20 protein-coding genes and 1 pseudogene are annotated in these 23,083 nt (G+C 68.3%); 11 read left to right on the top strand and 10 right to left on the bottom strand.

From position 1 onward, the window contains the following. Positions 1-64 precede the first annotated feature (64 nt). Positions 65-2,485 (top strand): penicillin acylase family protein, encoded by a 2,421-nt coding sequence (locus K307_RS18610; protein ID WP_042880293.1) that lies wholly within the window; start codon positions 65-67, stop codon positions 2,483-2,485. 219 nt (positions 2,486-2,704) lie between these two features. On the opposite strand, the gene K307_RS18605 is transcribed toward K307_RS18610, so the two are convergent. The 3 genes from K307_RS18605 to K307_RS18595 all read right to left on the bottom strand — a co-directional run bounded on the left by K307_RS18605 (position 2,705) and on the right by K307_RS18595 (position 5,371). Beyond that, the gene (locus K307_RS18605) at positions 2,705-3,382 is read right to left on the bottom strand and encodes a type 1 glutamine amidotransferase domain-containing protein (protein ID WP_042880290.1); all 678 of its coding nucleotides are present in this window, start codon (positions 3,380-3,382) and stop codon (positions 2,705-2,707) included. Between the two features lie 181 nt (positions 3,383-3,563). After that, a complete protein-coding gene (locus K307_RS18600; protein ID WP_042880288.1) occupies positions 3,564-4,256 on the bottom strand; it encodes an SDR family NAD(P)-dependent oxidoreductase in 693 nt (230 codons plus the stop codon). Positions 4,257-4,405: 149 nt separating this feature from the next. Further along, positions 4,406-5,371, bottom strand: coding sequence for a LysR family transcriptional regulator (locus tag K307_RS18595; RefSeq protein ID WP_042880287.1), 966 nt, complete (start codon positions 5,369-5,371; stop codon positions 4,406-4,408). Positions 5,372-5,596: 225 nt separating this feature from the next. Between K307_RS18595 and K307_RS18590 the strand changes: the two genes are divergently transcribed. From K307_RS18590 to K307_RS18565, 6 genes are all read left to right on the top strand, one after another. Further along, the gene (locus K307_RS18590) at positions 5,597-6,544 is read left to right on the top strand and encodes a hydroxymethylglutaryl-CoA lyase (protein ID WP_042880285.1); all 948 of its coding nucleotides are present in this window, start codon (positions 5,597-5,599) and stop codon (positions 6,542-6,544) included. 8 nt (positions 6,545-6,552) lie between these two features. Continuing rightward, positions 6,553-7,713 carry a CaiB/BaiF CoA transferase family protein gene (locus tag K307_RS18585; protein ID WP_042880283.1) on the top strand — a complete coding sequence of 387 codons (1,161 nt, stop codon included), beginning with the start codon at positions 6,553-6,555 and terminating at the stop codon, positions 7,711-7,713. A gap of 78 nt (positions 7,714-7,791) precedes the next feature. Continuing rightward, positions 7,792-8,781 (top strand): tripartite tricarboxylate transporter substrate binding protein, encoded by a 990-nt coding sequence (locus K307_RS18580; protein WP_042880281.1) that lies wholly within the window; start codon positions 7,792-7,794, stop codon positions 8,779-8,781. A 32-nt stretch (positions 8,782-8,813) separates the two neighbouring features. Further along, a complete protein-coding gene (locus tag K307_RS18575; protein WP_042880280.1) occupies positions 8,814-9,338 on the top strand; it encodes a gamma carbonic anhydrase family protein in 525 nt (174 codons plus the stop codon). Positions 9,339-9,470: 132 nt separating this feature from the next. Then, the gene (locus tag K307_RS18570; protein ID WP_042880279.1) at positions 9,471-9,851 is read left to right on the top strand and encodes a DUF427 domain-containing protein; all 381 of its coding nucleotides are present in this window, start codon (positions 9,471-9,473) and stop codon (positions 9,849-9,851) included. Between the two features lie 373 nt (positions 9,852-10,224). Continuing rightward, positions 10,225-10,740 (top strand): hypothetical protein, encoded by a 516-nt coding sequence (locus K307_RS18565; RefSeq protein WP_042880278.1) that lies wholly within the window; start codon positions 10,225-10,227, stop codon positions 10,738-10,740. 5 nt (positions 10,741-10,745) lie between these two features. Here K307_RS18565 and K307_RS18560 read toward each other — a convergent pair whose 3' ends face one another. From K307_RS18560 to K307_RS18545, 4 genes are all read right to left on the bottom strand, one after another. Continuing rightward, complete coding sequence (locus K307_RS18560; RefSeq protein WP_042880277.1) at positions 10,746-11,099, bottom strand: hypothetical protein; 354 nt, start codon at positions 11,097-11,099, stop codon at positions 10,746-10,748. Between the two features lie 72 nt (positions 11,100-11,171). Further along, entirely contained in the window at positions 11,172-11,591 is a 420-nt protein-coding gene (locus K307_RS18555; RefSeq protein ID WP_051974962.1) for a hypothetical protein, read from the bottom strand. Positions 11,592-11,673: 82 nt separating this feature from the next. Next, positions 11,674-12,549 (bottom strand): GntR family transcriptional regulator, encoded by an 876-nt coding sequence (locus K307_RS18550; protein WP_051974961.1) that lies wholly within the window; start codon positions 12,547-12,549, stop codon positions 11,674-11,676. A gap of 54 nt (positions 12,550-12,603) precedes the next feature. Next, positions 12,604-14,760: an acetate--CoA ligase family protein gene (locus K307_RS18545; RefSeq protein ID WP_051974960.1), complete on the bottom strand. Its 2,157-nt coding sequence runs from the start codon at positions 14,758-14,760 to the stop codon at positions 12,604-12,606. A gap of 325 nt (positions 14,761-15,085) precedes the next feature. Here K307_RS18545 and K307_RS18540 point away from each other — a divergent pair, with 325 nt between their 5' ends. Then, entirely contained in the window at positions 15,086-16,747 is a 1,662-nt protein-coding gene (locus K307_RS18540) for a phospholipase D family protein (RefSeq protein WP_042880275.1), read from the top strand. Between the two features lie 67 nt (positions 16,748-16,814). Here the strand turns inward: K307_RS18540 and K307_RS18535 are convergent. Further along, positions 16,815-17,832: pseudogene (locus K307_RS18535) on the bottom strand (RNA-guided endonuclease InsQ/TnpB family protein). Positions 17,833-17,921: 89 nt separating this feature from the next. Between K307_RS18535 and K307_RS18530 the strand changes: the two are divergent. After that, positions 17,922-19,007: a Zn-dependent alcohol dehydrogenase gene (locus tag K307_RS18530; RefSeq protein WP_042880273.1), complete on the top strand. Its 1,086-nt coding sequence runs from the start codon at positions 17,922-17,924 to the stop codon at positions 19,005-19,007. A 12-nt stretch (positions 19,008-19,019) separates the two neighbouring features. On the opposite strand, the gene K307_RS18525 is transcribed toward K307_RS18530, so the two are convergent. Beyond that, positions 19,020-20,420, bottom strand: coding sequence for a carotenoid oxygenase family protein (locus tag K307_RS18525; protein WP_042880271.1), 1,401 nt, complete (start codon positions 20,418-20,420; stop codon positions 19,020-19,022). Positions 20,421-20,631: 211 nt separating this feature from the next. Between K307_RS18525 and K307_RS18520 the strand changes: the two genes are divergently transcribed. After that, the gene (locus K307_RS18520; protein WP_042882278.1) at positions 20,632-21,570 is read left to right on the top strand and encodes a LysR family transcriptional regulator; all 939 of its coding nucleotides are present in this window, start codon (positions 20,632-20,634) and stop codon (positions 21,568-21,570) included. Between the two features lie 9 nt (positions 21,571-21,579). Here the strand turns inward: K307_RS18520 and K307_RS18515 are convergent, their stop codons facing one another. Continuing rightward, positions 21,580-22,236 (bottom strand): GntR family transcriptional regulator, encoded by a 657-nt coding sequence (locus K307_RS18515; RefSeq protein ID WP_051974959.1) that lies wholly within the window; start codon positions 22,234-22,236, stop codon positions 21,580-21,582. An 81-nt stretch (positions 22,237-22,317) separates the two neighbouring features. Here K307_RS18515 and K307_RS18510 point away from each other — a divergent pair, with 81 nt between their 5' ends. Further along, positions 22,318-23,079 (top strand): enoyl-CoA hydratase/isomerase family protein, encoded by a 762-nt coding sequence (locus K307_RS18510; protein ID WP_042880266.1) that lies wholly within the window; start codon positions 22,318-22,320, stop codon positions 23,077-23,079. The last annotated feature ends 4 nt before the right edge of the window (positions 23,080-23,083 follow it).

The following is a 23,083-nucleotide window of genomic DNA, read 5'->3' as shown; positions in this document are numbered from 1 at the left end:
CACTATCTTCGGTGTGGTCTGCAAAGCATCTGCAGCCAACAACAATACCGAGGAGACCTGATTGATGTTAAGCCCCCCCCGCCGCGTCGCGGCCGCCCTGGCCCTGCTCGTCACCACATCGGCCGCCATGGCCCAGGCACCCCGCACCGAACGCCTGGCCGTACCCGGCCTGGAAAAACCCGCCAGCGTGCTGGTCGACCGCTGGGGCGTGCCGCATATCTATGCCGGCACGCTCTACGACGCCTTCTACGTGCAAGGCTTCATGGCCGCGCGCGACCGCCTGTGGCAGATCGACCTGTGGCGCAAACGCGGCCTCGGCGAAATGGCAAAAGACTTCGGTCCGGCCTATGCCGACGGCGACCGCATGTCGCGCGCGGTGCTGTTCCGCGGCGACATGTATCGCGAATGGCTGGCCTACGGCTCCGACGCCAAGCGCGTGGCCGAGGCCTTCGTCGCCGGCGTCAATGCCTATGTGGCGCTGACTGAGCAGAAGCCCGAACTGCTGCCGCCGGAATTCCGCAAGCTCAACTACAAGCCCGCGCGCTGGCGCGCTGAAGATATCGTGCGCATCCGCCACCACGGCCTGACGCTGAACTTCACCGGCGAAGTCGAGCGCGCGCAGCTCTATTGCCGGGCAAAGAACGAGGCCGCGCGCGCCGACTGGCTGCGCCGCGAACTCGATCCGCCGATCGAGCCAAAACCGAGCCCGGGCCTGGACCCCTGCACGGTGCCCGCGGCCGAACTGCGCCACGCCTATGAACTGGCCACCGCCGCCGCGCGCTTCCCGAAAGAGGCGTGGACCACCGAACAGGCCGGCGCCATCCCGCTCGACCAGCTCTACGCGCTGGTCGATCCCAACAGCGACACCGGCCGCAGCCTCGGCTCCAACAACTGGGTCATCGGCGGCAAGCGCACGACCAGCGGCCGCCCGATCCTGGCCAACGACCCGCACCGCTCGCACGGCGCGCCCAGCCTGCGCTATATCAGCCACTTGAATGCGCCGGGGATGTCGGTGATCGGCGCGGGCGAGCCCTTCCTGCCGGGCATCTCGATCGGGCACAACGGCACCATCGCCTTCGGCCTGACGCGCTTCTATATGGACCAGGAAGACCTCTACGGCTACGAGCTCAATCCGGCCAACCCGCACGAATACAAGTACAAGGGCCGCTGGGAACCGATGGAGACCATCACCCAAGAGATCGCGGTCAAGGGCGAGTCCGCGCCGCGCAAGGTCGCCATCGACTTCACGCGCCACGGCCCGGTACTCCACGCCGATGCGGCGCGGGCGTGGGCGCTGCGCGCCGCGTGGCTCGACTACGGCATGGCGCCATATTTCGGCTCGATGGACTATATGCGCGCGCGCAACTGGGACCAGTTCCGCGGCGCCATGAACCGCTGGGGCGCGCCGGGCGAGAACCAGGTCTATGCCGACATCGGCGGCAATATCGGCTGGATCCCGGGCGGGCTGACCGTGAACCGGCCCAACTGGGACGGCCTGACGCCGGTGCCGGGCGACGGCCGCTACGAATGGGCCGGCTATCGCAATATGGACGAGCTGCCGTGGGCCTATAACCCCACGCCGGGCTATATCGTCACCGCCAACGAGAACAACATCCCGCCCGAGCACCCGGCCGCCAGGCTGGGCGTGGGCTACGAGTGGAGCGACAGCTCGCGCGCGCGCCGGCTCAAGGCGGTAGTGGGCGCCAATCCGCGCAGCTCGGTGCAGGACTCGATGGCGTGGCAGAACGACACCGTGTCGATACCGGCGCAGCGGGTGGTGGCGCTGGTGAAGGAGCTGCGCAGCGACGATGCGCAACTGGCGCGCGGCCTCGGCCTGCTGCGCGGCTGGGACGGCAACGAGCGCGCCGACAGCGCCGCGGCCGCGCTGTTCGAGGTCTGGTTCAGCAAGCACCTGCGGTCCGCGGTGGTGCGCGCGTCGCTGTCGCCCGAAGCCGCCCGGCTGGTTGGCGCGGGCGATGCCGCGCGCGTGCTCGCGGTGCTGGAGCAGCCGGGGCCGTGGATGCCGGTGGAGCGGCGCAATGCGGTGATGCTCGAATCGCTCAAGGCGGCGATGGCCGAGGTCGAAGGCAAGCTCGGTCCGGATCCGCGCGCGTGGCAATGGGGCAAGCTGCACACGGCGGTGTTCTCGCATCCGATGGACCCAATCCTGACGGATGCCGAGCGCCAGCAGTACAACGTGAATGCGGGACCGATCGGCGGCTCGGCGTTCACGCCGATGAACACCAGCTATCGCAATACCGATTTCCGGCTGACCGCCGGGGCGTCGTTCCGCATGGTGCTGGATGTGGGCAACTGGGATGCGTCGCGCGTGGTGAATACTCCGGGGCAGTCGGGGAATCCGGCCAGCCCGCATTACCGCGACCTGGCGCCGTTGTGGGCCAAGGGGGAGTATTTCCCGCTGGTTTATACGCGCAAGGCGGTGGAGAAGGTTAGTCGGGAGAGGTTGGAGTTGGTGCCGCAGTGAGTCTCTATATGCTGGTGTATCGCAGGCTCACGCGATTCAAGTAGAGCCACTACGCCAGGCATACGCTCCCCTCTCCCGCGCGCGCGAGGGGTGGGGGAGAGGGCCGGAGCGTCCACGAAGTCGGGCCGCTGCGGTATGCCACCGCCTGCCCTCTCCCCCGGCCCCTCTCCCGCAGGCGGAAGAGGGGAGCAAACCGGCAGCGGGCGACGCCCGCCACCTTCACTTCAACAACTTCATCAACGCCTCCGCCGCCGCCTCCGACGACGCCGGATTCTGCCCCGTCACCAGCCGCCCCGCCACCACCACATGGCTGGCCCAGTCATCGCCACGCGTGAAGCGCCCGCCATTGGCCTTGAGCATGTCCTCCACCAGGAAGGGCACCACCTTGGTCAACTGCACCGCCTCTTCCTCGCTGTTGGTAAAGCCGGTCACTTCCTTGCCCTTGACCAGCGGCTGCCCGTCCGCGCCCCTGGCATGGCGGAACACCGCCGGCGCGTGGCACACCGCGGCCACCGGCTTGCCGGCCCGGTCGAACTGCTCGATCAGCGCCACCGAGCGCTTGTCCTCGGCCAGGTCCCACAGCGGGCCGTGGCCGCCCGGATAGAAGATCGCGTCGAAGTCGTCCGCCTTTACCTGGTCCAGCGTCAGCGTGCTGGCCAGCACGGCCTTGGCGGTGGCGTCACCCTGGAAGCGCCAGGTGGCGTCGGTCTGTGCGTCCGGATCGTCGCTCTTGGGGTCGATCGGCGGCTGGCCGCCCTTGGGCGAGGCCAGCGTGATGTCGGCGCCGGCGTCCTTGAAGACGTAGTAGGGCGCGGCGAATTCTTCCAGCCAGAAGCCGGTCTTCTGGCCGGTATTGCCCAGCTGGTCGTGCGAGGTCAGCACCATCAGGATTTTCATAGTTCTGCTCCATACGGTTCACAGGCAGCCGGGCGCGAAACGCCGCGGCACTGGCACCATGTTAGGCAGCAGGCTATGTTTCGAAAACTTCTATTCCGGCGCTGGCTGCGCCAGCAGATCCAGGAAGTGGCCAGCGCGCAGCCGCCGGACGCGCTGCCCGCCGCTGCGCGCAAACCGCGCGTCAGGCGCGGTTGACCACCGGCACCAGCGCGCCTTGCACCGCACGCGCGGCATCGGAGGCAAGGAACAGGATCACGTCGGCCAGCGCATCCAGGCCGACCCAGCGCGTGTGCTCGGCATCCGGCATGGCCTGGCGGTTCTCCGGCGTGTCAAGGATGCTGGGCAGCACGGCGTTGACGCGGATGCTGCGGTCGCGCAACTCGGCCGACATCGATTCGGTCACGCGCACCAGCGCGTCCTTGGAGGCGCAGTAGGCGCCCATCTGCGCGAGCCCGCGCGCGGCGGAGTTGGCGCCGACGTTGACGATGCTGCCGCCGCCGGCTTCGAGCAGATGCGGCACCACCACGCGCGCCAGGTTCAGCACGGTGCGCACGTTCATGTCGAACAGGTGGTCCCAGGCAGCGGCGTCGGTTTCATGCACCGCCGGGCCCATGGCGAAGCCGCCGGCCAGGTTGCAGACCACGTCGATGCGCCCGCATGCCTGGATCGCCTGCTGTACAGCTTGCGCGAGTTGCGCCGCATCAAGCAGGTCCGCCTGCAACGCCAGGTGGCCGTTGCCGGCCTCGGGCAGCGGCGCCGCATGCCGGTCCAGCAGCACCACCCGGGCGCCCGCCTGGGCGAAAGCCTGGGCCACCGCGCGGCCAAGGTTGCCGCGCGCACCGGTGATCAATACGTTCTTGCCGTTGAAGTTCATTTGGGGGCTCCTGCGCCGTGGCGGCGCGCATGGTCGGATCAGAAAAGACGCAAGCCAGTCTACGCAACGGCGCCCAACATATGCTTGCGAAATTGCCCCGGGCTAACCCTCGAAACGCGCAGGAAGTTGCGCGCGAGGAAGTTGCGTGATTATGGCTTGCGCCGCCGTGGCGGCTTGCGCCGCGGTGCTTCCGGCGCAGCGCCCGCGGCCACCGGCGCCGCCGCCGTCCGTTCGAGAAACGCCACCAGCAGCCGCGCCGCCGGCGAGAGCAGTTCAAGGTCGCGAAAGCAGATCGCAAAGCGCCGCCGTGCCCAGTCATTGCGCAGCGGGATCACGCGCAAGCCGAAGGCGGCGGCGATCGGCGCGGCGATCTCGGCCGGGATGATGGTGATGCCGAGTTCCGCGCGCACGCAGCGCAGCGCCGCGTCGAAGGTCGATACCACCGCGCGGTAGGCGATGCGCCGGCCGAGGATCGCGGCATAGCGCGTCAGCATGGTCTGCACCGCGGTCTGGGCGGGCATGCCGATATGGTCGTAGCCGAGCGTGTCTTCGAACAGGCAATCGTCGGCCCCGGCCAGCGGATGCACGGCGTGCACCACCGCCGCGAGGCGGTCGGCGCGGTACGGCCGGGTCTCGAAGCCCTCCAGGTCCGCCGCATCCCAGCAAATGCCCAGCGGCGCCGAGCCCTCGCGCAAGGCGCGCACCAGGTCGCTGCTCAGGCTTTCTTCCACGGTGACGCGCACGTCGCGGTGTTCCGGCTGCTGCAGGAAGGCGGCGATGTCGTCGGGCAGCGATTCCGCCATCGACGACACCGTCGCCAGCAGCCGCACCTGCCCGCGGATGCCGGCGCCGTAGTCCGCCATGTCCCGCGCCACGCGATCCGCAGCCGCGAGCATCGCGCGCGCATGCGCCAGCACCAACTCGCCGGCGGGCGTGGGGATCACGCCGCGGCGGCGGCGTTCCACCAGCGTGGCGCCGACGGTCTCTTCCAGCTGCGCCAGGCGCTTGCTGATGGCGGAAGCGACAATATGTTCCTGCTCGCCCGCGCGTGCCATATTGCGGGTTTCGCAGACGGCGACGAACAGGCGTAGCGTGGTGAGGTCGAGGTCTCGCATTAGGGGCGCATTAGGGGCGTCGGTGTTTCCAGAATGGAATGGTAGCCGCGATATACGAGCTCTACCTGTTCATTCGGGAATTCCCGCAGTTCTGCCAGTGGCGCTTCCAAGACTTTCCGATCCGGAACGTTAGCGTGCGCAAATCACCGCTTCAGCTTGCCGCCAGAAACTCATAGAGTTGTCCCGTCGCCTCCACCGCGGGGCGCTTACCTGACGCCTCAAGACATGACCGCCCCTATCCCCCGCCATGCCGTGATCCGCGAAGTCGGCTTGCGCGACGGCCTGCAAAGCATCTGCACCATCCTGCCTACCGCAAGCAAGCAGGCATGGATCCGCGGCGCCCACGCCGCCGGCCTGCGCGAGTTGGAAGTGGGCTCGTTCGTGCCCGCGCGCCTGCTGCCGCAACTGGCCGATACCGCCGAGCTGGTGGCCTTCGCGCGCACGCTGCCCGGCCTGTTCGTCTCGGTGCTGGTGCCCAACCTGCGCGGCGCGCAGGATGCGCTCGCCAGCGGCGCCGACCTGATGATCGTGCCGCTGTCGGCCAGCCATGCGCACAGCCTGGCCAACCTGCGCAAGACGCCCGACGAGGTGGTGGCCGAAGTGGCGCGCATCCGCGCGGCGCGCGATGCCAGCGGCGCGAAGACGCTGATCGAAGGCGGTGTCGGCACCGCTTTCGGCTGCACGCTGCAAGGCCACGTCGATCCCGACGAGGTGCTGCGGCTGATGCAGGCGCTGCTCGACGCCGGCGCCGACCGCGTCAGCCTGGCCGATACCGTCGGCTATGCCGATCCGCGCATGGTGCGCGAGCTGTTCGCGCGCGCCGTCGAGATCGCCGGCGAGCGCTTCTGGTGCGGCCATTTCCACGACACGCGCGGGCTCGGGCTGGCCAATGTCAATGCCGCGCTGGACGCGGGCGTGACCCGCTTCGATGCCTGCCTGGCCGGCATCGGCGGCTGCCCGCATGCGCCTGGCGCGAGCGGCAATGTCGCCACCGAAGACCTGGCCTACATGCTTGGCAGCATGGGCATCGACACCGGTGTCGATATCGGCCGCCTGCTGGCGTTGCGCGAAGACGTCGCCGCCTGGCTCAAGGATGAAACCCTGCACGGCACGCTGTGGCGTGCCGGCCTGCCCAAGACTTTCCCGGCCCAGCCTGCTGGCGCCGCTGCCTGAGACGCAAGATGACCCAAGACAGCAACAGCAACTCCCTGCCGCTCGCCGGCATCCGCGTGGTCGAATTCACGCATATGGTGATGGGCCCCACTTGCGGCATGATCCTGGCCGACCTGGGTGCCGAGGTGATCAAGGTCGAGCCGCCCGGCGGCGACAAGACCCGCAACCTGCCAGGCCTGGGCATCGGGTTCTTCCGCGCCTTCAACCGCAACAAGAAGAGCGTGGTGCTCGATATCACGACCGAGGAGGGGCGCGCCGCCGCCGCCGAGCTGGCCGGCCAGAGCGACGTGCTGCTGGAGAACTTCCGTCCCGGCCTGATGCAGAAGCTGGGGCTCGACTACGCCACGCTGTCGCGCGACTACCCGCACCTGATCTATGTGTCACACAAGGGCTTCCTGCCCGGCCCGTACGAGAACCGGCTGGCGCTGGACGAAGTCGTGCAGATGATGGGCGGCCTGTCCTACATGACCGGCCCCAGCGGCCGGCCGCTGCGCGCCGGCACCTCGGTCAACGACATCATGGGCGGCATGTTCGGCGCCATCGGCGTGCTGGCCGCGCTGCGCGAACGCGACCGCACCGGCCGCGGCCAGGAGATCCAGAGCGCGCTGTTCGAGAACTGCGTGTTCCTCGCCTCTCAGCATATGCAGCAGTTCGCGATGACCGGCGAGGCGCCGCCGCCGATGCCGTCGCGCGTCTCGGCGTGGAGCGTGTATGACGTGTTCACGCTGGCCGGGGACGAGCAGCTGTTTATCGGCGCGGTCAGCGACAAGCAGTTCGTCACGCTGTGCCAGGTGCTCGAACACCCAGAGCTGCTCGACAAGCCCGAGTACGCCACCAATACCTCGCGCGTAGCCGTGCGCCCGCAACTGCTCGACGAACTGGGCGCGATCCTGCGCCACCATCGCTCCGACGAACTGGCACCGAAGCTCGAAGCCGCCGGCATCCCCTACGCGCCGATCGTGCGCCCGGACCAGTTGCTCGACGACCCGCACCTGCTCGCCAGCGGCGGACTGGTGCCGATGCAGGCCGACGATGGTTCGACCACGCCCACGGTGCTGCTGCCGCTGCTGATGGGCGGGCGCCGCCCCGGCGTGCGCCGGCCGCTGCCCAGGGCCGGCGAGCACAACGAAGAGATCCTGTCGCAGCTCGGCAAGGGCCGCGCTGGCTGAATGGCACGACGGCGGGCATGCCGCGCCACAGCGGCATCCCGCAAAACGACATCACGATAACGATACGGAGACAACATCATGCAACGCCGTACCCTTCTCAAGTCTGGAGTGGCGCTGGCCGCCGTGCTCGCCACTGCGCTGGTCGTGCCTGGCTTCGCCGCCCTGGCCCAGGGCGGCGCCGGCAAGCCGGTGCGCCTGATCCTGCCGATCAGCGCTGGCTCCGGCGTCGACACCATCGCCCGTGCGGCCGGCCCGGCACTGGGCAAGGCCTTTGGCCAGCCGGTGGTGATCGAGAACCTGCCCGGCGCCGGCGGCATCACCGGCGCCGCGGCGGTGGTCAAAGCGCAGCCGGACGGCAGCACGCTCGGGCTGGTTTCGAATAACCACGTGATCAATCCCAGCGTGTTCCGCTCGATGCCCTTCGATGCGATCCGCGACATCACGCCAATCAGCGTGATCGGCGCCACGCCGCTGGTGCTGGTGGTCAATCCGAAAGTGCCGGCAAAGAACGTGAAGGAACTGGTGGCGCTGCTCAAGGCCAAGCCCGACGGCTACAACTACGGCTCGTCGGGCAACGGCACCATCATCCACCTGGCCGGCGAGATGTTCCTCGATGAGGCGGGCGTGAGCGCGCGCCACGTGCCGTACAAGGGCACCGGGCCGATGCTGAACGACCTGATCGCCGGGCAGGTGGAGATGGGCGTGGTTGCGCTTAATGCCGTGGCGCCGCACCTAAAGGCGGGCACGCTGCGCGCCATCGGCCTGTGCGGTGACAAGCGCACCGCGGCCGCGCCCGAGATCGCGACCATCGCCGAGCAAGGGCTGCCGAAATACAACGTCGCGGGCTGGTTCGCCGTGGTCGGCCCGGCCGGCATGCCGCCCGCGGAAGTGAAGCGCGTGCACGATGCCTTTGCCAAGGCCTTCACCTCGCCTGAAGTGCTCGAGGCGATGAAGAAGCAAGGTACCGTCATCGAACCCGGCACGCCGGAAGCCGCGGCAAGCTTCTTCCGCAGCGAGGCCACGCGCTACGCCGCATTGGTGAAGAAGGCCAACGTCAAGGTCGAATAGCGCACCGCACATTCATCCACACCATCCACGATATGACTCTCTACAAGCTTGGCGAGCTCGCGCCCGCCGTCGCCGGCAGCGCTTTTGTCGCTGCCGAAGCCACCATCATCGGCCGCGTCGAACTGGCCGATAACGTCTCGGTCTGGCCCGGCGTCGTGATCCGCGCCGACAACGAGCCGGTGACCATCGGCGCCGGCAGCAACGTGCAGGAAGGCGCGGTGCTGCATACCGACCCCGGTTGCCCGCTGGCGCTCGGCGCCGGCGTGACCGTGGGGCACCAGGCCATGCTGCACGGCTGCACCGTCGGTGACGGCGCGCTGATCGGCATCCAGGCGGTGATCCTGAACAATGCGTCGATTGGCGCCGAGTCCCTGGTGGCCGCCGGCGCACTGGTGACCGAGGGCAAGCAGTTCCCGCCGCGCTCGCTGATCCTGGGCTCGCCCGCCAAGGCCGTGCGCGAACTGACCAACGACGAAGTGAAGAACCTGCGCGCAAATGCCGAGGACTATGTCCGCCGTGCCGCGCAGTACCGGGTGTCGCTCGAGAAGATCGGCTGATGGGCATCCGGCATATCTTTTGACGCAGCGGGGCGCTGCCGCGCAGCCAACGCGCGCGGCGCCTAGAATCGTTCTGCATCCACCCGTCGCGGCATCCGCCGGATCACTGCGACGCCACACAGGAGAGCGACGATGCCAGACAAGCCAGTCAGGATCCCAGGCCCCGACCATCCCATCACTGTCACGCCCACCTCCGGCCGGGTCGTGGTCAAGGTCGGCGGCATTACCGTGGTCGACAGCGACGCCGCGCTGACGCTGCGCGAGGCCGACTATGCGCCGGTGCAGTACCTCCCGCGCGAGCATGTCGACATGGCGCAGCTGGAACGCACCACGCACGCGACCTACTGCCCATACAAGGGCGACTGCAGCTATTTCTCGATCCCCGCCGGCGGCGAACGCTCGCGCAATGCGGTGTGGAGCTACGAAGCCCCTTACGACGCGGTGGCCGCGATCGCATCGCACCTGGCCTTCTATCCGGACCGGGTCGACAGCATCGAGATCCTGCAGCGCTAACACGCGGGGTGCCGCCACGCAGGACGGCATATCCATCTGCGCTACCATTCGTTCCCTGAGTCGCACAGTGCACCGCTATCGTCTCCGCGGCCGCATCCGGTGCACGCGACGCGTTGGTGCATCCTGCAAGCCGCGGTGGGCGGATGCAGATATTGGGACCCGCAGCGGACCCCGGGCGTCATGTGCAAGCACGTATTGGCACCGTTGAAGCACACGCAGCATGCACGCCGTTGCCATTCTTGCATTTCCGCGAGGCATGGCCTTACATGAAGCTTTCCCGCAGCGGCGCGCCATCCCCCGGCGCATACCGTTCACGCCGCGAGCCGCCACACCTGTCCTGCATCGCAGCGCCAACCGCCCGGGAGGCACCATCATGCTCGGACTCACGCAGCTTGGCATCGTCCATACCCTGATCAGCATCGCCGCACTGGCGTGTGGCCTGGTGTCCTTGTGGCGCACCGGGGTGATCCGCGTGGGCAGCGCGCTGGGCTTCAGCTACGTGATCGGCACCACGGTCAGTTGCCTGACCGCCTTCGGCATCTTCCAGCATGACGGTGTCGGCAAGCTGCATGTGCTCGGTGTCATCACGCTGTTTATGCTGGACGTTGCGGCGTATGCGGCGCGCGGCTCGTTCGGGCGCCCGGGCCGCTATATCGAAGTGGTGGCGCTGTCGCTGACGGTGTTCTTCCACTTCATCCCGGCGCTGACCGAGACCGGCACGCGGCTGCCGGTGGGCAACCCGGTGTTCGCCAATGCCGACGCACCCGAACTCAAGGCGATCGTCGGCGTGCTGTTCGTGCTGTTCCTGGTGGGCGCCGTGTTGCAGGTCCGCTACCTGCAACGGCAGCCGGAGGCTGGCATGAGGACTTTCCCCGGACACATCGCCTGAATGCGCTACGGGCCGAGCGCCGCATCGATCATCGCCACGCCCAGCCCGACCAGCAGCGCCACGGCCGAAGCGATAAACCATCGCACCGTCTTGCGGTATTCGTCGACGGCATCGTCCTCGATGCGCAGTGCGCGGAACAGCGCGACGATCTGCAGCGACACCGCTGCCAGCAGCGAGACCGCGGCGAACAGCGCGCGCAGGTTCCAGTGGCCGGGGCTCTCGAAGCCCCAGAAGCGCCAGAACGCCAGCGAGAAACCCAGCAGCACGGTGATGGCCGTGATGATGCCCTGGCGATAGCCGCTGGGCACCACCTGCGGCGCCGGGGTGGCGAGCGGGGCGACAGGGTCGGCAGGATCCATGGCTCGTCTCCGGTTGGCGGTCGCCTGGGTTGCAGGCTAGTCCGGACCAGCCCTTGCTGATGATGTTGTGGCTCAGGCGGAAATATCCGGCAGCTGCACCACCGCCAGCGTGGCGTTGCCTGCGCCGACGACTTTGCTGCAGTGGCCTTTCCCGGTGGTGTCTTCCAGCAGCAGCGCACTGCCCGCCGACAAGTGGCGGCGCTCTCCGTCGCTGGCTGCGAATTCCATCGCACCGCCCAGCAGGAAGATCCACATGCGCAGCGGCGACGGGTGCAACTCGCCTACCCAGCCGGCGGGAACCAGCAGGAAGCCCTGTCGCGCCGCTTCTGCCAGCGGTGACACCCAGAATGGGCGTGCGGGCGGCGCGAACAGCCGCTCTGTGATGCCTATCGCGACCGGGCCGAAGTGGGACTCGCCGGCTGCGTCGGCATAGAGCCGTTCGAAGGCCAGCGGCGGGCGCTGGGTTGCGGCGGGATCTGCAATGGCGGCCATGGCACACCTCCCTTCGGCGCATGGTGTATGCAGTCTAGGCGCCTGCGCGAGGAGTGCAACGGCGCGCCGTCGTGGCCGATCGTCAGCCCTTGCTGAAGATGCTGTAGAAATCCGGCGCGCCGCTGTCGGGCATGCTCAGGTCGAGCGAGGCTTCGATGTGTTCCAGGTGCTCGGCCATCAGCGCGCTGGCGCGGGCGGCATCTCGCTGCTCGATGGCGTCGATCAGCTGGCGGTGCTCATGCTCGGCACAGGCGGGGGCGCCGGGGCGGTCGTACAGCGTGATGATCAGGCAGGTCAGCGAGACCATCTCGCGGATCAGCTTTTCCAGGATCGCATTGCCGGCCATCTCGGCCAGCAGGATATGGAATTCGCCGGACAGGCGGATCATCGCGGCACGGTCGCCGCGGCCGCGTGCGTTGTCCTCTTCCATGGCATGGCGGCGCAGGCTGCGCGCCTTGGCCGGCGTGGCGCGTTGTGCAAGCTCGGCGGCCAACCCGGGCTCGACCACGCGGCGTGCCTGGAACACCTCGCGCGCTTCGTCGACAGTAGGGCTGGAGACAAAGGCGCCGCGGTTGGGTACCAGCGTCACCAGCTTCTCATGCGCCAGGCGCGCGAACACCTGGCGGATGCGGGCGCGGCTGGCGCCGGTGACTTCGCACAGGCGTTCTTCCACCAGCTTGGGGCCGGCCAGCAGGCGGTGCTCCATGATGGCGGTCAGCAGGCCGAGGTAGATGGCCTCGGTGGCGGAGGCTTCGCTGGGCTCGGTGCCCGCGACTTCGTCCGGTGCGGCATTGGTGTTGGCCTTGCTTGCGGCCCTGGCCGGGGCTTTCGTTGCGGGCCGGCGCGGCGCCCTGGCTGCCGTGCCGGGCGCCGCCTGGTGACCGGCTGCGCCGGGAAGCCGCTGGCGTGCGCGCGGCGCGGTGCCAGTGCGGCAGCGGCCCGAGGGCGCCGAGGCCAAGGAGGGCGAGCGTGCCGCGGCGGCGGCGGTCGATGATGGTTTTGTCTGTCGTTGTCACTGGACACCTCCGTCGTGCTGGGATGCGGCCATCAGCACCAGCGCGTCGAGCGCCACGGCACCTTGCCCGGCCTCGCGCACCAGCAGGGGATTCACTTCCATCTCGGCCAGCCCGGCACCCAGCGCCATGGCGGCGTCGGACAGCGCGGCAATGGCCGCGGCCGCGGCGTCGATATCGGCCGGCGGCTTGCCGCGGAAGCCTGTCATCAGGCGGTAGCCGCGCAGGCTGGCCAGCATCTCGCGCGCCATGTCGCGGTCCACCGGCAGCAGGCGGTGCGCCACGTCGTGGAAGATCTCGGTGAAGATGCCGCCCAGGCCTACCGTCATCGCCGGCCCGAACACCGGGTCGCGCGTCACGCCGACGATCAGCTCGCACACGCCGCCGGCCATCTTCTGCACCAGCACGCCGCGCTGGCGCGCCTGCGGCAGCGCGCGCGCGGCGGCGGCCACCACCTCGGTCGCGGCGGCCTGTACCTGTGCGGCATCGGCCAGGCCCAGCCGCACGCCGCCTACCTCGGTCTTGTGGGCGATGTCCGGGCTCAGCACCTTGACCGCCACCGGGTAACCGATGGCATCCGCGGCAGCCGCGGCTTCCTGCGGCGTGGCGGCAGCGGCTTCGGCGCCAACCGGTACGCCGAAACCTGACAGCCACTGCTTGGCCTGGTGCTCGTCCAGCGTTTCGGCGGGCAGATAGCCGGCCGCGCCGGTGGCGGCCTGCTGGCGCAGCGCCATCCAGCGCGCGGTCGGCGCCGCCGTGCCGAGCCAGCGGACATAGGTGCCCAGCGCCTTCGCCGCACGTGCGCAGTCGGGGAACAGCGCAACGCCGGCAGCGGCCAGCTTTGCGCGGCTGGCGGGCTCGCCGGTGGTGGCGACCACGATCAGGCGGTTGGTCTGGCCAGCCACGGCGACCAGCTCGTCGGCCACGCGGTCGAGCAGGTAGGCAGTGGCGTAGAGGAAGATCGCGTCGATGCCGTCTGCGGCGGCCAGCTCGTTCAGCACCGCATGGGCCAGGCCCTCGCGGTTGAACAGTTGCCCCGTCATGTCGACCGGGTTGGCGGTGGCGCCGATCTCCGGCACCGCCGCCTGCAGGCGCTGTTGCACCCCTTCATCCAGGCGCGGCACGTCCAGCCCGGCGGCGCTGAGCAGGTCGGCGGAGAGCGCGCCCATCGCGCCGGAGACCGATGCCACCACCACGCGGCGCCCGGCGCGGCGCTGGTGGAAGCCCGCTAGATAGGCGAGGTCGGTCAGGTGCGTCGGATCGCTCGCCTGCATCGCGCCCAGCTGCGCAAACGCGGCGCGATAGATCGCCTGGTTACCCGCCAGCACCGCGGTGTGCGACTGCGTGGCGGACGAACCGGCCTCGCTCTCGCCCGCCTTGAGCACGATCAGCGGCTTGTCCGCGGCGCGCAGCCGGGCGGCGGCATCGACAAAGCGCGGCCCGTTGCGCAGCCCTTCCAGGTAGCCGACCACCGCGCCGGTGTGCGCATCGGCTGCCAGGTAGTCGAGGTAGTCGGCGTAGTCCAGGCAGGCTTCGTTGCCGGTGTTGATGAACTGGTGGAAGCCCACGTCCATCTGGCGCCCGCTGGCGTAGACGATGGCGCAGACATTGCCGCTCTGCGTCAGCAGGCTGACATGGCCGGGGCCCTCCTGCGGCGGAAAGGCGCGGAAGGTGGTGGCAAAGGCAGTGATGGCGCGCGTGGTCAGGTTGGCCAAGCCCATGCAGTTGGGGCCGGCGATGGCCATGCCGGTCTCGCGTGCGAAGGCGGTCAGTTCGGCCTGGCGCGCGGCGCCGGCTTCGCCCGCCTCGGCAAAGCCAGACGCGTACAGGATGGCGGCGCGGATGCCGCGCGCATGGCAGCGCCGCAACTGCGGCAGCACCTCGTCGGCGCCCAGCGCCAGCACCGCCAAGTCGGGCGTGTGCGGCAGCGCTTCGATGTCGGGATAGCAGGCCAGCCCGGCGATTTCGGCATAGCGCGGGTTGACCGGGTAGACCGTGCCGCGGTAGCCAAGGCGCTGCAGGTGGTCCAGCGCCACGCCGCCGATGCGGCTGGTGTCGCGCGAGGCGCCCACGATGGCGATCGAAGCGGGCTCGAGCAACAGGGATAGCGCGGTGCGGCTGGTGTACCTGGCCGCGGCGGAAGGGGAAAGGCTCATTCGTTGTCTCCATCCTTCCCGTACCGGAAGGTGAGCCGATTCAAGCCGATTGCACCGGGCCGCGGCAAGAGCACGGGCGTGGACTGTGCACATTGTGAACAGTTGCCCATGATGGCTGGCCTGTGTCCCAGGCCCAGCTGGTGATGTGCGCCCGGCGCCGCTCCCCGTGTGCGGAAGCGTGCGGTGTAGGACAAACACCCGGCGCGGAAAGGAATGGCACTGCTGCCGCGGCCACGGACCGCGGTATATGTTGGGAGGTAGCGGGCGCTGCACGCCGGCCGGCGTGTGCAGCCCGCCCATCCCCGGCGCAGGGAGACCTTTACGGATGTTCCAGACGCTCTGCCATTTCCCGTTCGATGCCAGGCGGCCAGGCACCGCGGGCTGGCCCACGCGCCTGCGCCGGTTCGCTGCCCTCGCGCTGGCCTTCACGCTTGCGGCCGCGGCGATTGGTGGCTGCGCCAGCCTGCCGGCCTCGGCACAGCGCACCCCCTCGAGCGCGCCCGCCAACACGGCCGACACGTCGCTGGGCAAGGCGCTCACGCGGCGCCTGGCGCAGCATCCCGGCGAGTCGCTGTTCTATCCCCTCTCCTCCGGCCCCGATGCGCTGGCCGCGCGGCTGGCGATGGCCCGCGCGGCCGAGCGCAGCCTGGACCTGCAGACCTATATCTTCGAGCCCACCGGCACCGGCGCCGCGGTACTGGGCGACGTCATCAACGCCGCCGACCGCGGCGTGCGCGTGCGGCTGCTGCTGGACGACCTGCAAACCGGCGGACTGGACGAGATCCTGTCGGCGATCGATTCTCACCCCAATATCGAAGTGCGCTTGTTCAACCCGTTCGCCAACCGCAGCGTGCGCTGGCTGGAAATGCTGGTTGGCTTCAAGCGGCTGGACCGCCGCATGCACAACAAGTCGATGACGGTGGACAACCAGATGTCGCTGGTGGGCGGGCGCAATATCGGCGACGCCTACTTCTCCGCCCGCCCCGACATGGACTTCAGCGACCTGGACGTGCTGATCGCCGGGCCCGCGGTGCCGCAGGTGTCGGCCGTGTTCGACGAGTACTGGAATGATGAGTCCTCGTACCCGGTCGTGGCGCTGATCCCCGCCGGCAAGGAGGCACCGGTCGAGATGCGCAACCTGCGCAAGCGGCTGGAGGCGCGCGGCGACCTTGCGAAAACCAGCCCCTATGTGCAGGAACTGCTGGATTCGGGCCTGGCCAAGGGCATCGAGAGCGGCCATATGCCCGGCTACACCGGCAAGGCCACCGTGGTCTCCGACAAGGCCGCTAAGATCACGCACCAGACCGACGACGAACCGGGCCATGCCACCGCCCGGCTCGAGAAAATGATCAGCAGCGCGCAGAAGGAGGTATTGCTGATCTCGCCGTACTTCGTGCCCGACTACGACGGCGAGGCGTGGCTGATCGCGCTGGCCAAAAGCGGGATCCGCGTGCGCATCCTGACCAACTCGTTTGCCGCCACCGACGTGAGCGCGGTGCACGCGGGCTATGCGCCGCACCGCCAGGCGCTGGTGGCCGCCGGCGTCGAACTGTACGAACTCAAGCCGAGTGCCTACGCGGAGCTTGCGGCTAGCGGCAAGTCCGCGCGCGGTTCGCGCTCGCGGTCGTGGCTGTCTTCCAGCCGCGCCAGCCTGCACGCCAAGAACTACATCGTCGACCGGCGCCTGGTATTTATCGGCTCGCTCAACATGGACCCGCGCTCGGCCAAGCTCAATACCGAGATGGGCATCGTGCTGGACAGCCCGGCGCTGGCCGAGCGCATGATCAAGTCCACCGACGACGGGCTGCTCGACATGGCCTACCGCGTCGGGCTGCAGACCGATGGCGACGGCGGCAACCCGCGCCTGACCTGGACCACGCGCGAGAAAGGCCAGCCCACCGTCTACGACAGCGAACCCGACATGGGTCCGCTGCAGCATCTGGGCATCGGCGTGCTGCGTGTGCTCCCGATCAAGGAAGAGTTATAAGCCGGCCTGTGGCGCTGCCCGGCGCCTTTCCTGAACCGGGGTTTGGGGGTTTGACATCCTGCCCTCCCTAAAGGGAGGGGATTCCCTCTGCAGGCGATCGATGTCCCGATCGGGCAAGGATATTTAGCGCAGCGTTCACATCGCGATCATGTACAGCACCGCATCGACTGCATACCCACTGCCTTATTCCGAGGTCTGCGATACCTTTCGGCCTCTCCGGCGGCATCGTGCCGCACGAAGAGCAGACCTGGGTGGTGAAACGTTCGTCGACTTCCTCGTACCACGCGCCATGCGCAATCGCCTTGTACGCGAGCATTGTTCGGAAGGACGACCAGCCTGCATCGAGGACGGACTTCGCCATGCTGGTTCTGGCGAGGCCGGCGGCATTCACATTCCCCACCGCAATGTAGTCGAAGTCCTGCACGATGCGATGCGAGAGCTTGTGCAGGAAGTCACGTCTCGCATTGGCGATGCGCGCGTGGATGTTCATTGCCAGTCGTTTCTTGCGCGCACGCTGTGCTCTGGCAAGGGCTTGCTCGAGTTGGCCAAGGTGGCGCGGATTCGTGATCTTCTCGCCAATCGATGCCGACGCCGTGTTGCGGGGCGCGGGCCTGAGTGTCGGCAACTTCAATCACGATGTTCAGGAACCAGTTGCCCCGGGCGTCGCGCGAGAAATTCGTGCCGTCCTTGATCTTGCCTTCGGGAAGGGGCCTGGAGTTGAACACGCGAAACGTGTTGCCGGCAAAGCGGAATGCGTCGCCCGAGCGCTCGAGATCTCGCCCCTTGAGCGGCACCCAGCCGAGGGATCTGCGGCCGCGATAGCGCAGGTACGGCCGGCGATGCTGGCTACGCGACTTGGCGTACTGCTCGCAAATCGCGTTGACGATGCCGGAATGGATACGGAGCTCCTTGCTGCCGCCGGTCGTCAACACGTTCAGATCGAAACCCGTGGGCCACTTCTTGCCCCATTTGAGCGCGTGCTTCTGCGTGTCATTGCAGAAGTTCCAGACGTAGTTCACTACGCGGCTCTGCTGATTGAGCAGGCCGTTCAGCGACTTCACCCGGTAGCGATAGACGAGAAGCATGCCGGTCATTCTAATTTGGGATTGCTTGCTGCCGGCAGCACCCCTTTCACTCCCCGCCCGGAAAGTCGGGGTTTTTCGGAGCAAGTCTGATGAGAGCCGCTGTCCTGCATCAACCCAAGACCCCGCTGGTGATCGAAGACGTTGCCATCGGCAAGCCGGGCCCTCGCGAAGTGCTGGTGCGCACCGCCGCCGTGGGCGTGTGCCATTCGGACCTGCATTTCCTCGATGGCGCCTACCCGTACGCGATGCCGGCCATCCTCGGCCACGAGGCCGCGGGTGTGGTCGAGCAGGTTGGCTCGGAAGTGCGCACGGTCAGGCCCGGCGATCACGTCATCACCTGCCTGTCGGCCTACTGCGGCCATTGCGAGCATTGCCTGACCGGCCACCTGTCGCTGTGCACCGAGCCCGATACGCGCCGGCGCGAGGGCGAGGAGCCGCGTCTGATGGCGCGCCAGGGCGGACCGATCAACCAGTTCGTGAACCTGTCAGCGTTCGCCGAGCAGATGCTGATCCACGAACACGCGCTGGTGGCGATCCGCCGCGACATGCCGCTGGACCGCGCCGCGCTGATCGGCTGCGCGGTGACCACCGGCATGGGCGCGGTGATCCATACCGCCAAGGTGCAGCCGGGCGAGACCGTGGCCGTGATCGGCTGCGGCGGCATTGGGCTGGCCACCGTCAACAGCGCCGCGATTGCCGGTGCCGGGCGCATCATCGCCATCGACCGCGTGCCGGCCAAGCTGGAGCTGGCGCGCAAGTTCGGCGCCACCGACGTGATCGATGCCGGCAACGCCGATGTACTTGACGCCGTGCGCACGCTCACCGGCGGCGGCGTGCACCACGCCTTCGAGGCCATCGGCCTGAAGCAGACCACCGAGCAAGCCTTTGCCATGCTGCGGCGCGGCGGCACGGCCACGGTGATCGGCATGATCGCGCCGGGCGTCAAGATCGAACTGAAGGGCAGCGACTTCCTTGGCGAGAAGCGCATCCAGGGCTCGCTGATGGGCTCCAACCGCTTCCCGGTGGACATGCCGCGCATGGTGGACTTCTACATGGCCGGCAAGCTGCACCTGGACGAGCTGATCGCGCAGCGCCTGCCGCTGGAACGCATCAACGAAGCCTTCGACGAACTGCGCCGCGGCGAGCTGGCGCGCTCGGTCATCATGTTCGGGTAAGCCGGGGGCGGCTCAGGTGGCCGGACGCCAGCCGCCGTGGAAGCCGAACGGCACGCGGTGCGACAGGTGGGCCAGCGCGACCGGACCGGCCTCGATGGCACTGGCGTCGTAGACGGCGAGGTCGCTGCGATGCTCGGCGCCGCGGTACACCGTGGCCAGCAGCCAGCCGTCGCCTTCCGCGCTGTCCGGCGCGCGCGGCACGAACACGGGTTCAGACACCGCATCGCCCGCCGGCAGCTGGTGCGTGCGGCGCGTGTTGGTGCGCAGGTCCAGGTGTACCAGCGTGTCATAGGTGCCGCGCCCGGTGCCTTCGTGCTGGCGCGATGCGAAATAGCCATGGCGGTAGGACAGGGTTGAAAAGCGCTCGTCGATGCGGGGGAATTCGCCGGGCATGTCGTCGATCCATGCGCGCGTGAAGCTGTCGGTGTTGCCGGCCAGGTCGAAGGTCCAGCGGCACAGGCGCGCGCGGTTGTCGGCGCCCTCCGTGCCGGCGTTGAACAGCGGCGCGCTCTCGTACTGCATCACGTCGGCAACGATGCGCTCGCCTTCCTCCCACGCATTCATTACGTGGAACACATAGCAGGGCTCGCCGCGGAACCAGCGCAGCTGCGCCGGGCTGCCGCCGCGCGGCATGATGCCGATATGCGTGCCCAGGTGCGGCTCCCACGCATAGGCGGGCTCGCCGCGCACGGCTCGTTCCATGCTGCCGGTCAGTGGCATGACCGGGAACAGCACATGGCGCTGCGTGACCATGAAGTCGTGGACCATGCTGGCGTACGGGGCCTCGAAGTGTTCCAGCCGCGCCAGCCGCCCGTCGCCGTCGACCACGCCGTAGCGCATGGTTTTCGTGAACGGCCCGGTGGCGGCATAGGCGAAGAACACCATCTCGCCGGTGACCGGGTCGATCTTGGGGTGCGCGGTCATGGCGCCGGGCAGCTTGCCGCCGTAGCTGCAGTTGCCACGCGTGGCCAGCGTGTGCGGATCCATCTCGACCGGCAGGTCGGCTTCTTCCAGCGCCAGCAGCTTGCCCGCGTGCCAGACGATATGGGTGTTGGCGACGCCGTCTTCCTGCCCCTGCATCGATGGATCGGTGGTGGCCGGGTTGCCCCAGCTGCCGAACAGCGCGTGCCCGGCGGCGCGTTCGCGCTCGAACTTGTTGGTGCGCACCCAGCGGTTGTTGTAGCGCACGCGCCCGTCTCCGAGATGGAAGGCATGGACCATGCCGTCGCCGATAAACCAGTGATACTGGTCGTCCCGCGGCGCATGCTGCGGGTTCGGGCCGTTGCGGTAGAGCGTGCCGCGCAGCGCGCGCGGCAGTTCGCCGCTGACGGGCAGGTCGTGTGCGTCGCACTCCATCAGGATCGGCGCAAAATTGCCGGACAGGCAGGCGAGGGGCGGGAAGGGCTGGGTCATGGGGCGGGTCTCCGGCGACACTTGTCGAAGATTAGTCGGTAGGCGCCGGTCCGATGTAGGTCTTCAGGAGGGAATTCCTGGAAATCAGCCTGTGACACGCTGCCGGCCGCCTGCGCCATTGTTCACCCTGTGGGACAATCGCGACGCAAGCGCCCCCATCCTGACGCCCACGCCGGCGCGGGACCGGCGCGCCGCAACGACGAGGCGCCGCATGAAGACAATCGAATGGAAGGACTGGGAAATTTTCTGCCGCGTGGTAGAGGGCGGTGGCTTCACCCAGGGCGCCGAACTGGCTGAGGTTCCCAAGTCGTCCGCCAGCGCCGCGGTGGCGCGGCTGGAAAGCCAACTCGGCATCCGCCTGTTCGAACGCACCACGCGCCGCGTGCGCGTGACCGAGCGCGGCCAGCGCCTGTACGAGCGCGTCGCGCCGCTGTTTGCCGAACTGCACGATATCAGCGCCGAGGCCGCCTCGGTCAGCGCCGAAGTCAGCGGCCTGTTGCGCATCTCCACCCCGTATGAAGTCGGCTCGCAGCACCTGTCGGAAAGCCTGACGCGCGTGCTGCGCGCCCACCCCGGCCTGCGCGTGCAGGTCGACGTCAGCTGGGACCAGCCCGACCTGATCCGCCATGGCTATGACCTTGCGTTCGTGATGACCAACACCGGCCTGCACGACACCTCGTTCGCCAGCAAGCGCGTGGTGCTCATCGACCGCGGCTTCTTTGCCGCGCCGGCGCTGATCCGCGCGCGCGGGCTGCCACGTACGCCGCAGGACCTGCAAGGCTGGCCCTCGCTGGGCCATCCCGAGGACAAGTATTGGGAATTCCTGCGCGACGGCGTGGAGATCGCGCGCGTGGATGTCGAACCCCGCCTCTGCACGCACAACGCCGAGTTGCGGATGAAGTCGGCCATCGACGGCCTGGGCGTGGTGCGGCTGTCGCCGCGCCTGGTGCAGGACGAGGTCGGGGAGGGGCAGCTGGTGCGGGTGCTGCCGGCCTATACCTCGTCGCCACTCAAGGTCTATGTGCTGATGCCGGCGCGCAAGCTGATGCCTGCGAGCGTGCGGGTGTTCCTGGATGTGCTGGAGCAGACCCTGGGAGTGCCGGAGACGCGCCGGCCACCGGCGCGCAAGCGGGAGACGGCGGCGCCTTAGTGGTTCTGCCTAGGCCGCTTCAACGCCTGCAAGCAGCACCAGGTCCGCGATCGCCTTGCCCCCGGCCGAGATATGGGTACGCATGGCCTCAGCCGCGGCATCCGGATTGCCGGCGACCACCGCCTCGACCACATAACCGTGCTCCCGATATGAGCTCGGCACGCGCGCGTCGTTGATCAGCCCCTTCTGCTGCCAGTAGATCGCCAGTCGCCGGCGCAGCAGCACGATCTGTTCCGACAGGAACGGGTTGGCCGCGGCCTGGTACAGCACGTCGTGGAACTTGCGGTTGGCCTCGATGTAGCCCGCGGTATCGCCGTTCTCGACATGCACGCCGGCGGCCTCGTGCGCCTGCACCAGGACCTTCTTGCCCGCCGGCGAAATCCGCTGCGTCGCCAGCCGGGCGACCACCCCCTCCATTTCCGCGAGGGTTTCGAACATGGCTACCAGCTCGGCCGCCGTGGGCTTGTGCACGAACATGCCGGCGCGCGGAACGATGGTGATGAGGCCCTGGGCGGCCAGCATCAGCAGCGCTTCGCGGACCGGCGTGCGCGAGCTGTCGAATTTGTCGGCCAGCGCCTTTTCGTCGATCTGCGCACCAGGGCGCAAGGTGCCGGCCTGGATGGCGGAAACGACGCTTTCTCTGATCTGATCTTGTAGTGATTGCACGGGTATACCCCTGTTTGTCCCGGTACAAAAATATCTGTAGGCTCAACGAATATATCAGAAGGCCTAAGGAGATATTGCGGGATGGATGATAACGCACCAATGCTCACGCTGGACGGACCCGTCGCAACCATCCGCCTGCGCCGCCCGGAAGTCGCCAACCGCCTCAGTCCCGGCGACCTGGTGGCGCTGCGCAACCACATCGACGCCGTCAACGAGATGGAACGGGTGCTGGTGCTGCGCTTTACCGGCTCGGGCAAGTATTTCTGCAGCGGCTATGACATCGGCTCGCTTGCGGGCAAGTCGGACGAGGGCGCGCTGAACTTCGGCGAAGTGATGGATGCCATCGAGGCGGCCCGGCCCGTCACCATCGCCGCCGTCAACGGCGGCGTGTACGGGGGCGCCACCGATCTCTGCCTGGCCTGCGACTTCCGCATCGGCGTGCCGGAGTGCGACATGTTCATGCCGGCAGTCCGGCTGGGCCTGCACTTCTATCGCGGCGGCATGGAGCGCTATGTCTCCCGACTGGGCCTGAACGCCGCCAAGCGCCTGTTCCTGACGGCGGACAAGATCGACGCGCAGCAGATGCTGCGCATCGGCTTCCTGACCGAGATCGTCGATGGCCCGCTGCTGCAGGCGCGCGTGGACGCGCTCTCGGAGCAGCTTGCTGGCATGGCGCCGATTGCGTTGCTGGGGATGAAGACACACCTGAACGCCATCGCCCGCGGCGCGCTCGATGCCGAGGCGCTGCGGCGGGACATGCATCGCTCGGAGAGTTCCGCGGATCTCCGGGAGGGCGCGGCGGCGTTCAAGGAAAAGCGCAGGCCGGTATTCAACGGAAGGTAGCGAT

This window comes from Cupriavidus necator A5-1, assembly GCF_000744095.1.
Taxonomy (GTDB): domain Bacteria; phylum Pseudomonadota; class Gammaproteobacteria; order Burkholderiales; family Burkholderiaceae; genus Cupriavidus; species Cupriavidus necator_A.
The sequence above is the reverse complement of the archived record's forward strand: the minus strand, read 5'-3'. Positions and strand labels throughout refer to the sequence as shown.

Coding starts and splice junctions, on each gene's coding strand:
- K307_RS18610 (WP_042880293.1), top strand. CDS start 65: ATGTTAAGCCCCCCCCGCCGCGTCGCGGCCGCCCTGGCCCTGCTCGTC.
- K307_RS18605 (WP_042880290.1), bottom strand. CDS start 3,382: ATGAAAATCCTGATGGTGCTGACCTCGCACGACCAGCTGGGCAATACC.
- K307_RS18600 (WP_042880288.1), bottom strand. CDS start 4,256: ATGAACTTCAACGGCAAGAACGTATTGATCACCGGTGCGCGCGGCAAC.
- K307_RS18595 (WP_042880287.1), bottom strand. CDS start 5,371: ATGCGAGACCTCGACCTCACCACGCTACGCCTGTTCGTCGCCGTCTGC.
- K307_RS18590 (WP_042880285.1), top strand. CDS start 5,597: ATGACCGCCCCTATCCCCCGCCATGCCGTGATCCGCGAAGTCGGCTTG.
- K307_RS18585 (WP_042880283.1), top strand. CDS start 6,553: ATGACCCAAGACAGCAACAGCAACTCCCTGCCGCTCGCCGGCATCCGC.
- K307_RS18580 (WP_042880281.1), top strand. CDS start 7,792: ATGCAACGCCGTACCCTTCTCAAGTCTGGAGTGGCGCTGGCCGCCGTG.
- K307_RS18575 (WP_042880280.1), top strand. CDS start 8,814: ATGACTCTCTACAAGCTTGGCGAGCTCGCGCCCGCCGTCGCCGGCAGC.
- K307_RS18570 (WP_042880279.1), top strand. CDS start 9,471: ATGCCAGACAAGCCAGTCAGGATCCCAGGCCCCGACCATCCCATCACT.
- K307_RS18565 (WP_042880278.1), top strand. CDS start 10,225: ATGCTCGGACTCACGCAGCTTGGCATCGTCCATACCCTGATCAGCATC.
- K307_RS18560 (WP_042880277.1), bottom strand. CDS start 11,099: ATGGATCCTGCCGACCCTGTCGCCCCGCTCGCCACCCCGGCGCCGCAG.
- K307_RS18555 (WP_051974962.1), bottom strand. CDS start 11,591: ATGGCCGCCATTGCAGATCCCGCCGCAACCCAGCGCCCGCCGCTGGCC.
- K307_RS18545 (WP_051974960.1), bottom strand. CDS start 14,760: ATGAGCCTTTCCCCTTCCGCCGCGGCCAGGTACACCAGCCGCACCGCG.
- K307_RS18540 (WP_042880275.1), top strand. CDS start 15,086: ATGTTCCAGACGCTCTGCCATTTCCCGTTCGATGCCAGGCGGCCAGGC.
- K307_RS18530 (WP_042880273.1), top strand. CDS start 17,922: ATGAGAGCCGCTGTCCTGCATCAACCCAAGACCCCGCTGGTGATCGAA.
- K307_RS18525 (WP_042880271.1), bottom strand. CDS start 20,420: ATGACCCAGCCCTTCCCGCCCCTCGCCTGCCTGTCCGGCAATTTTGCG.
- K307_RS18520 (WP_042882278.1), top strand. CDS start 20,632: ATGAAGACAATCGAATGGAAGGACTGGGAAATTTTCTGCCGCGTGGTA.
- K307_RS18510 (WP_042880266.1), top strand. CDS start 22,318: ATGGATGATAACGCACCAATGCTCACGCTGGACGGACCCGTCGCAACC.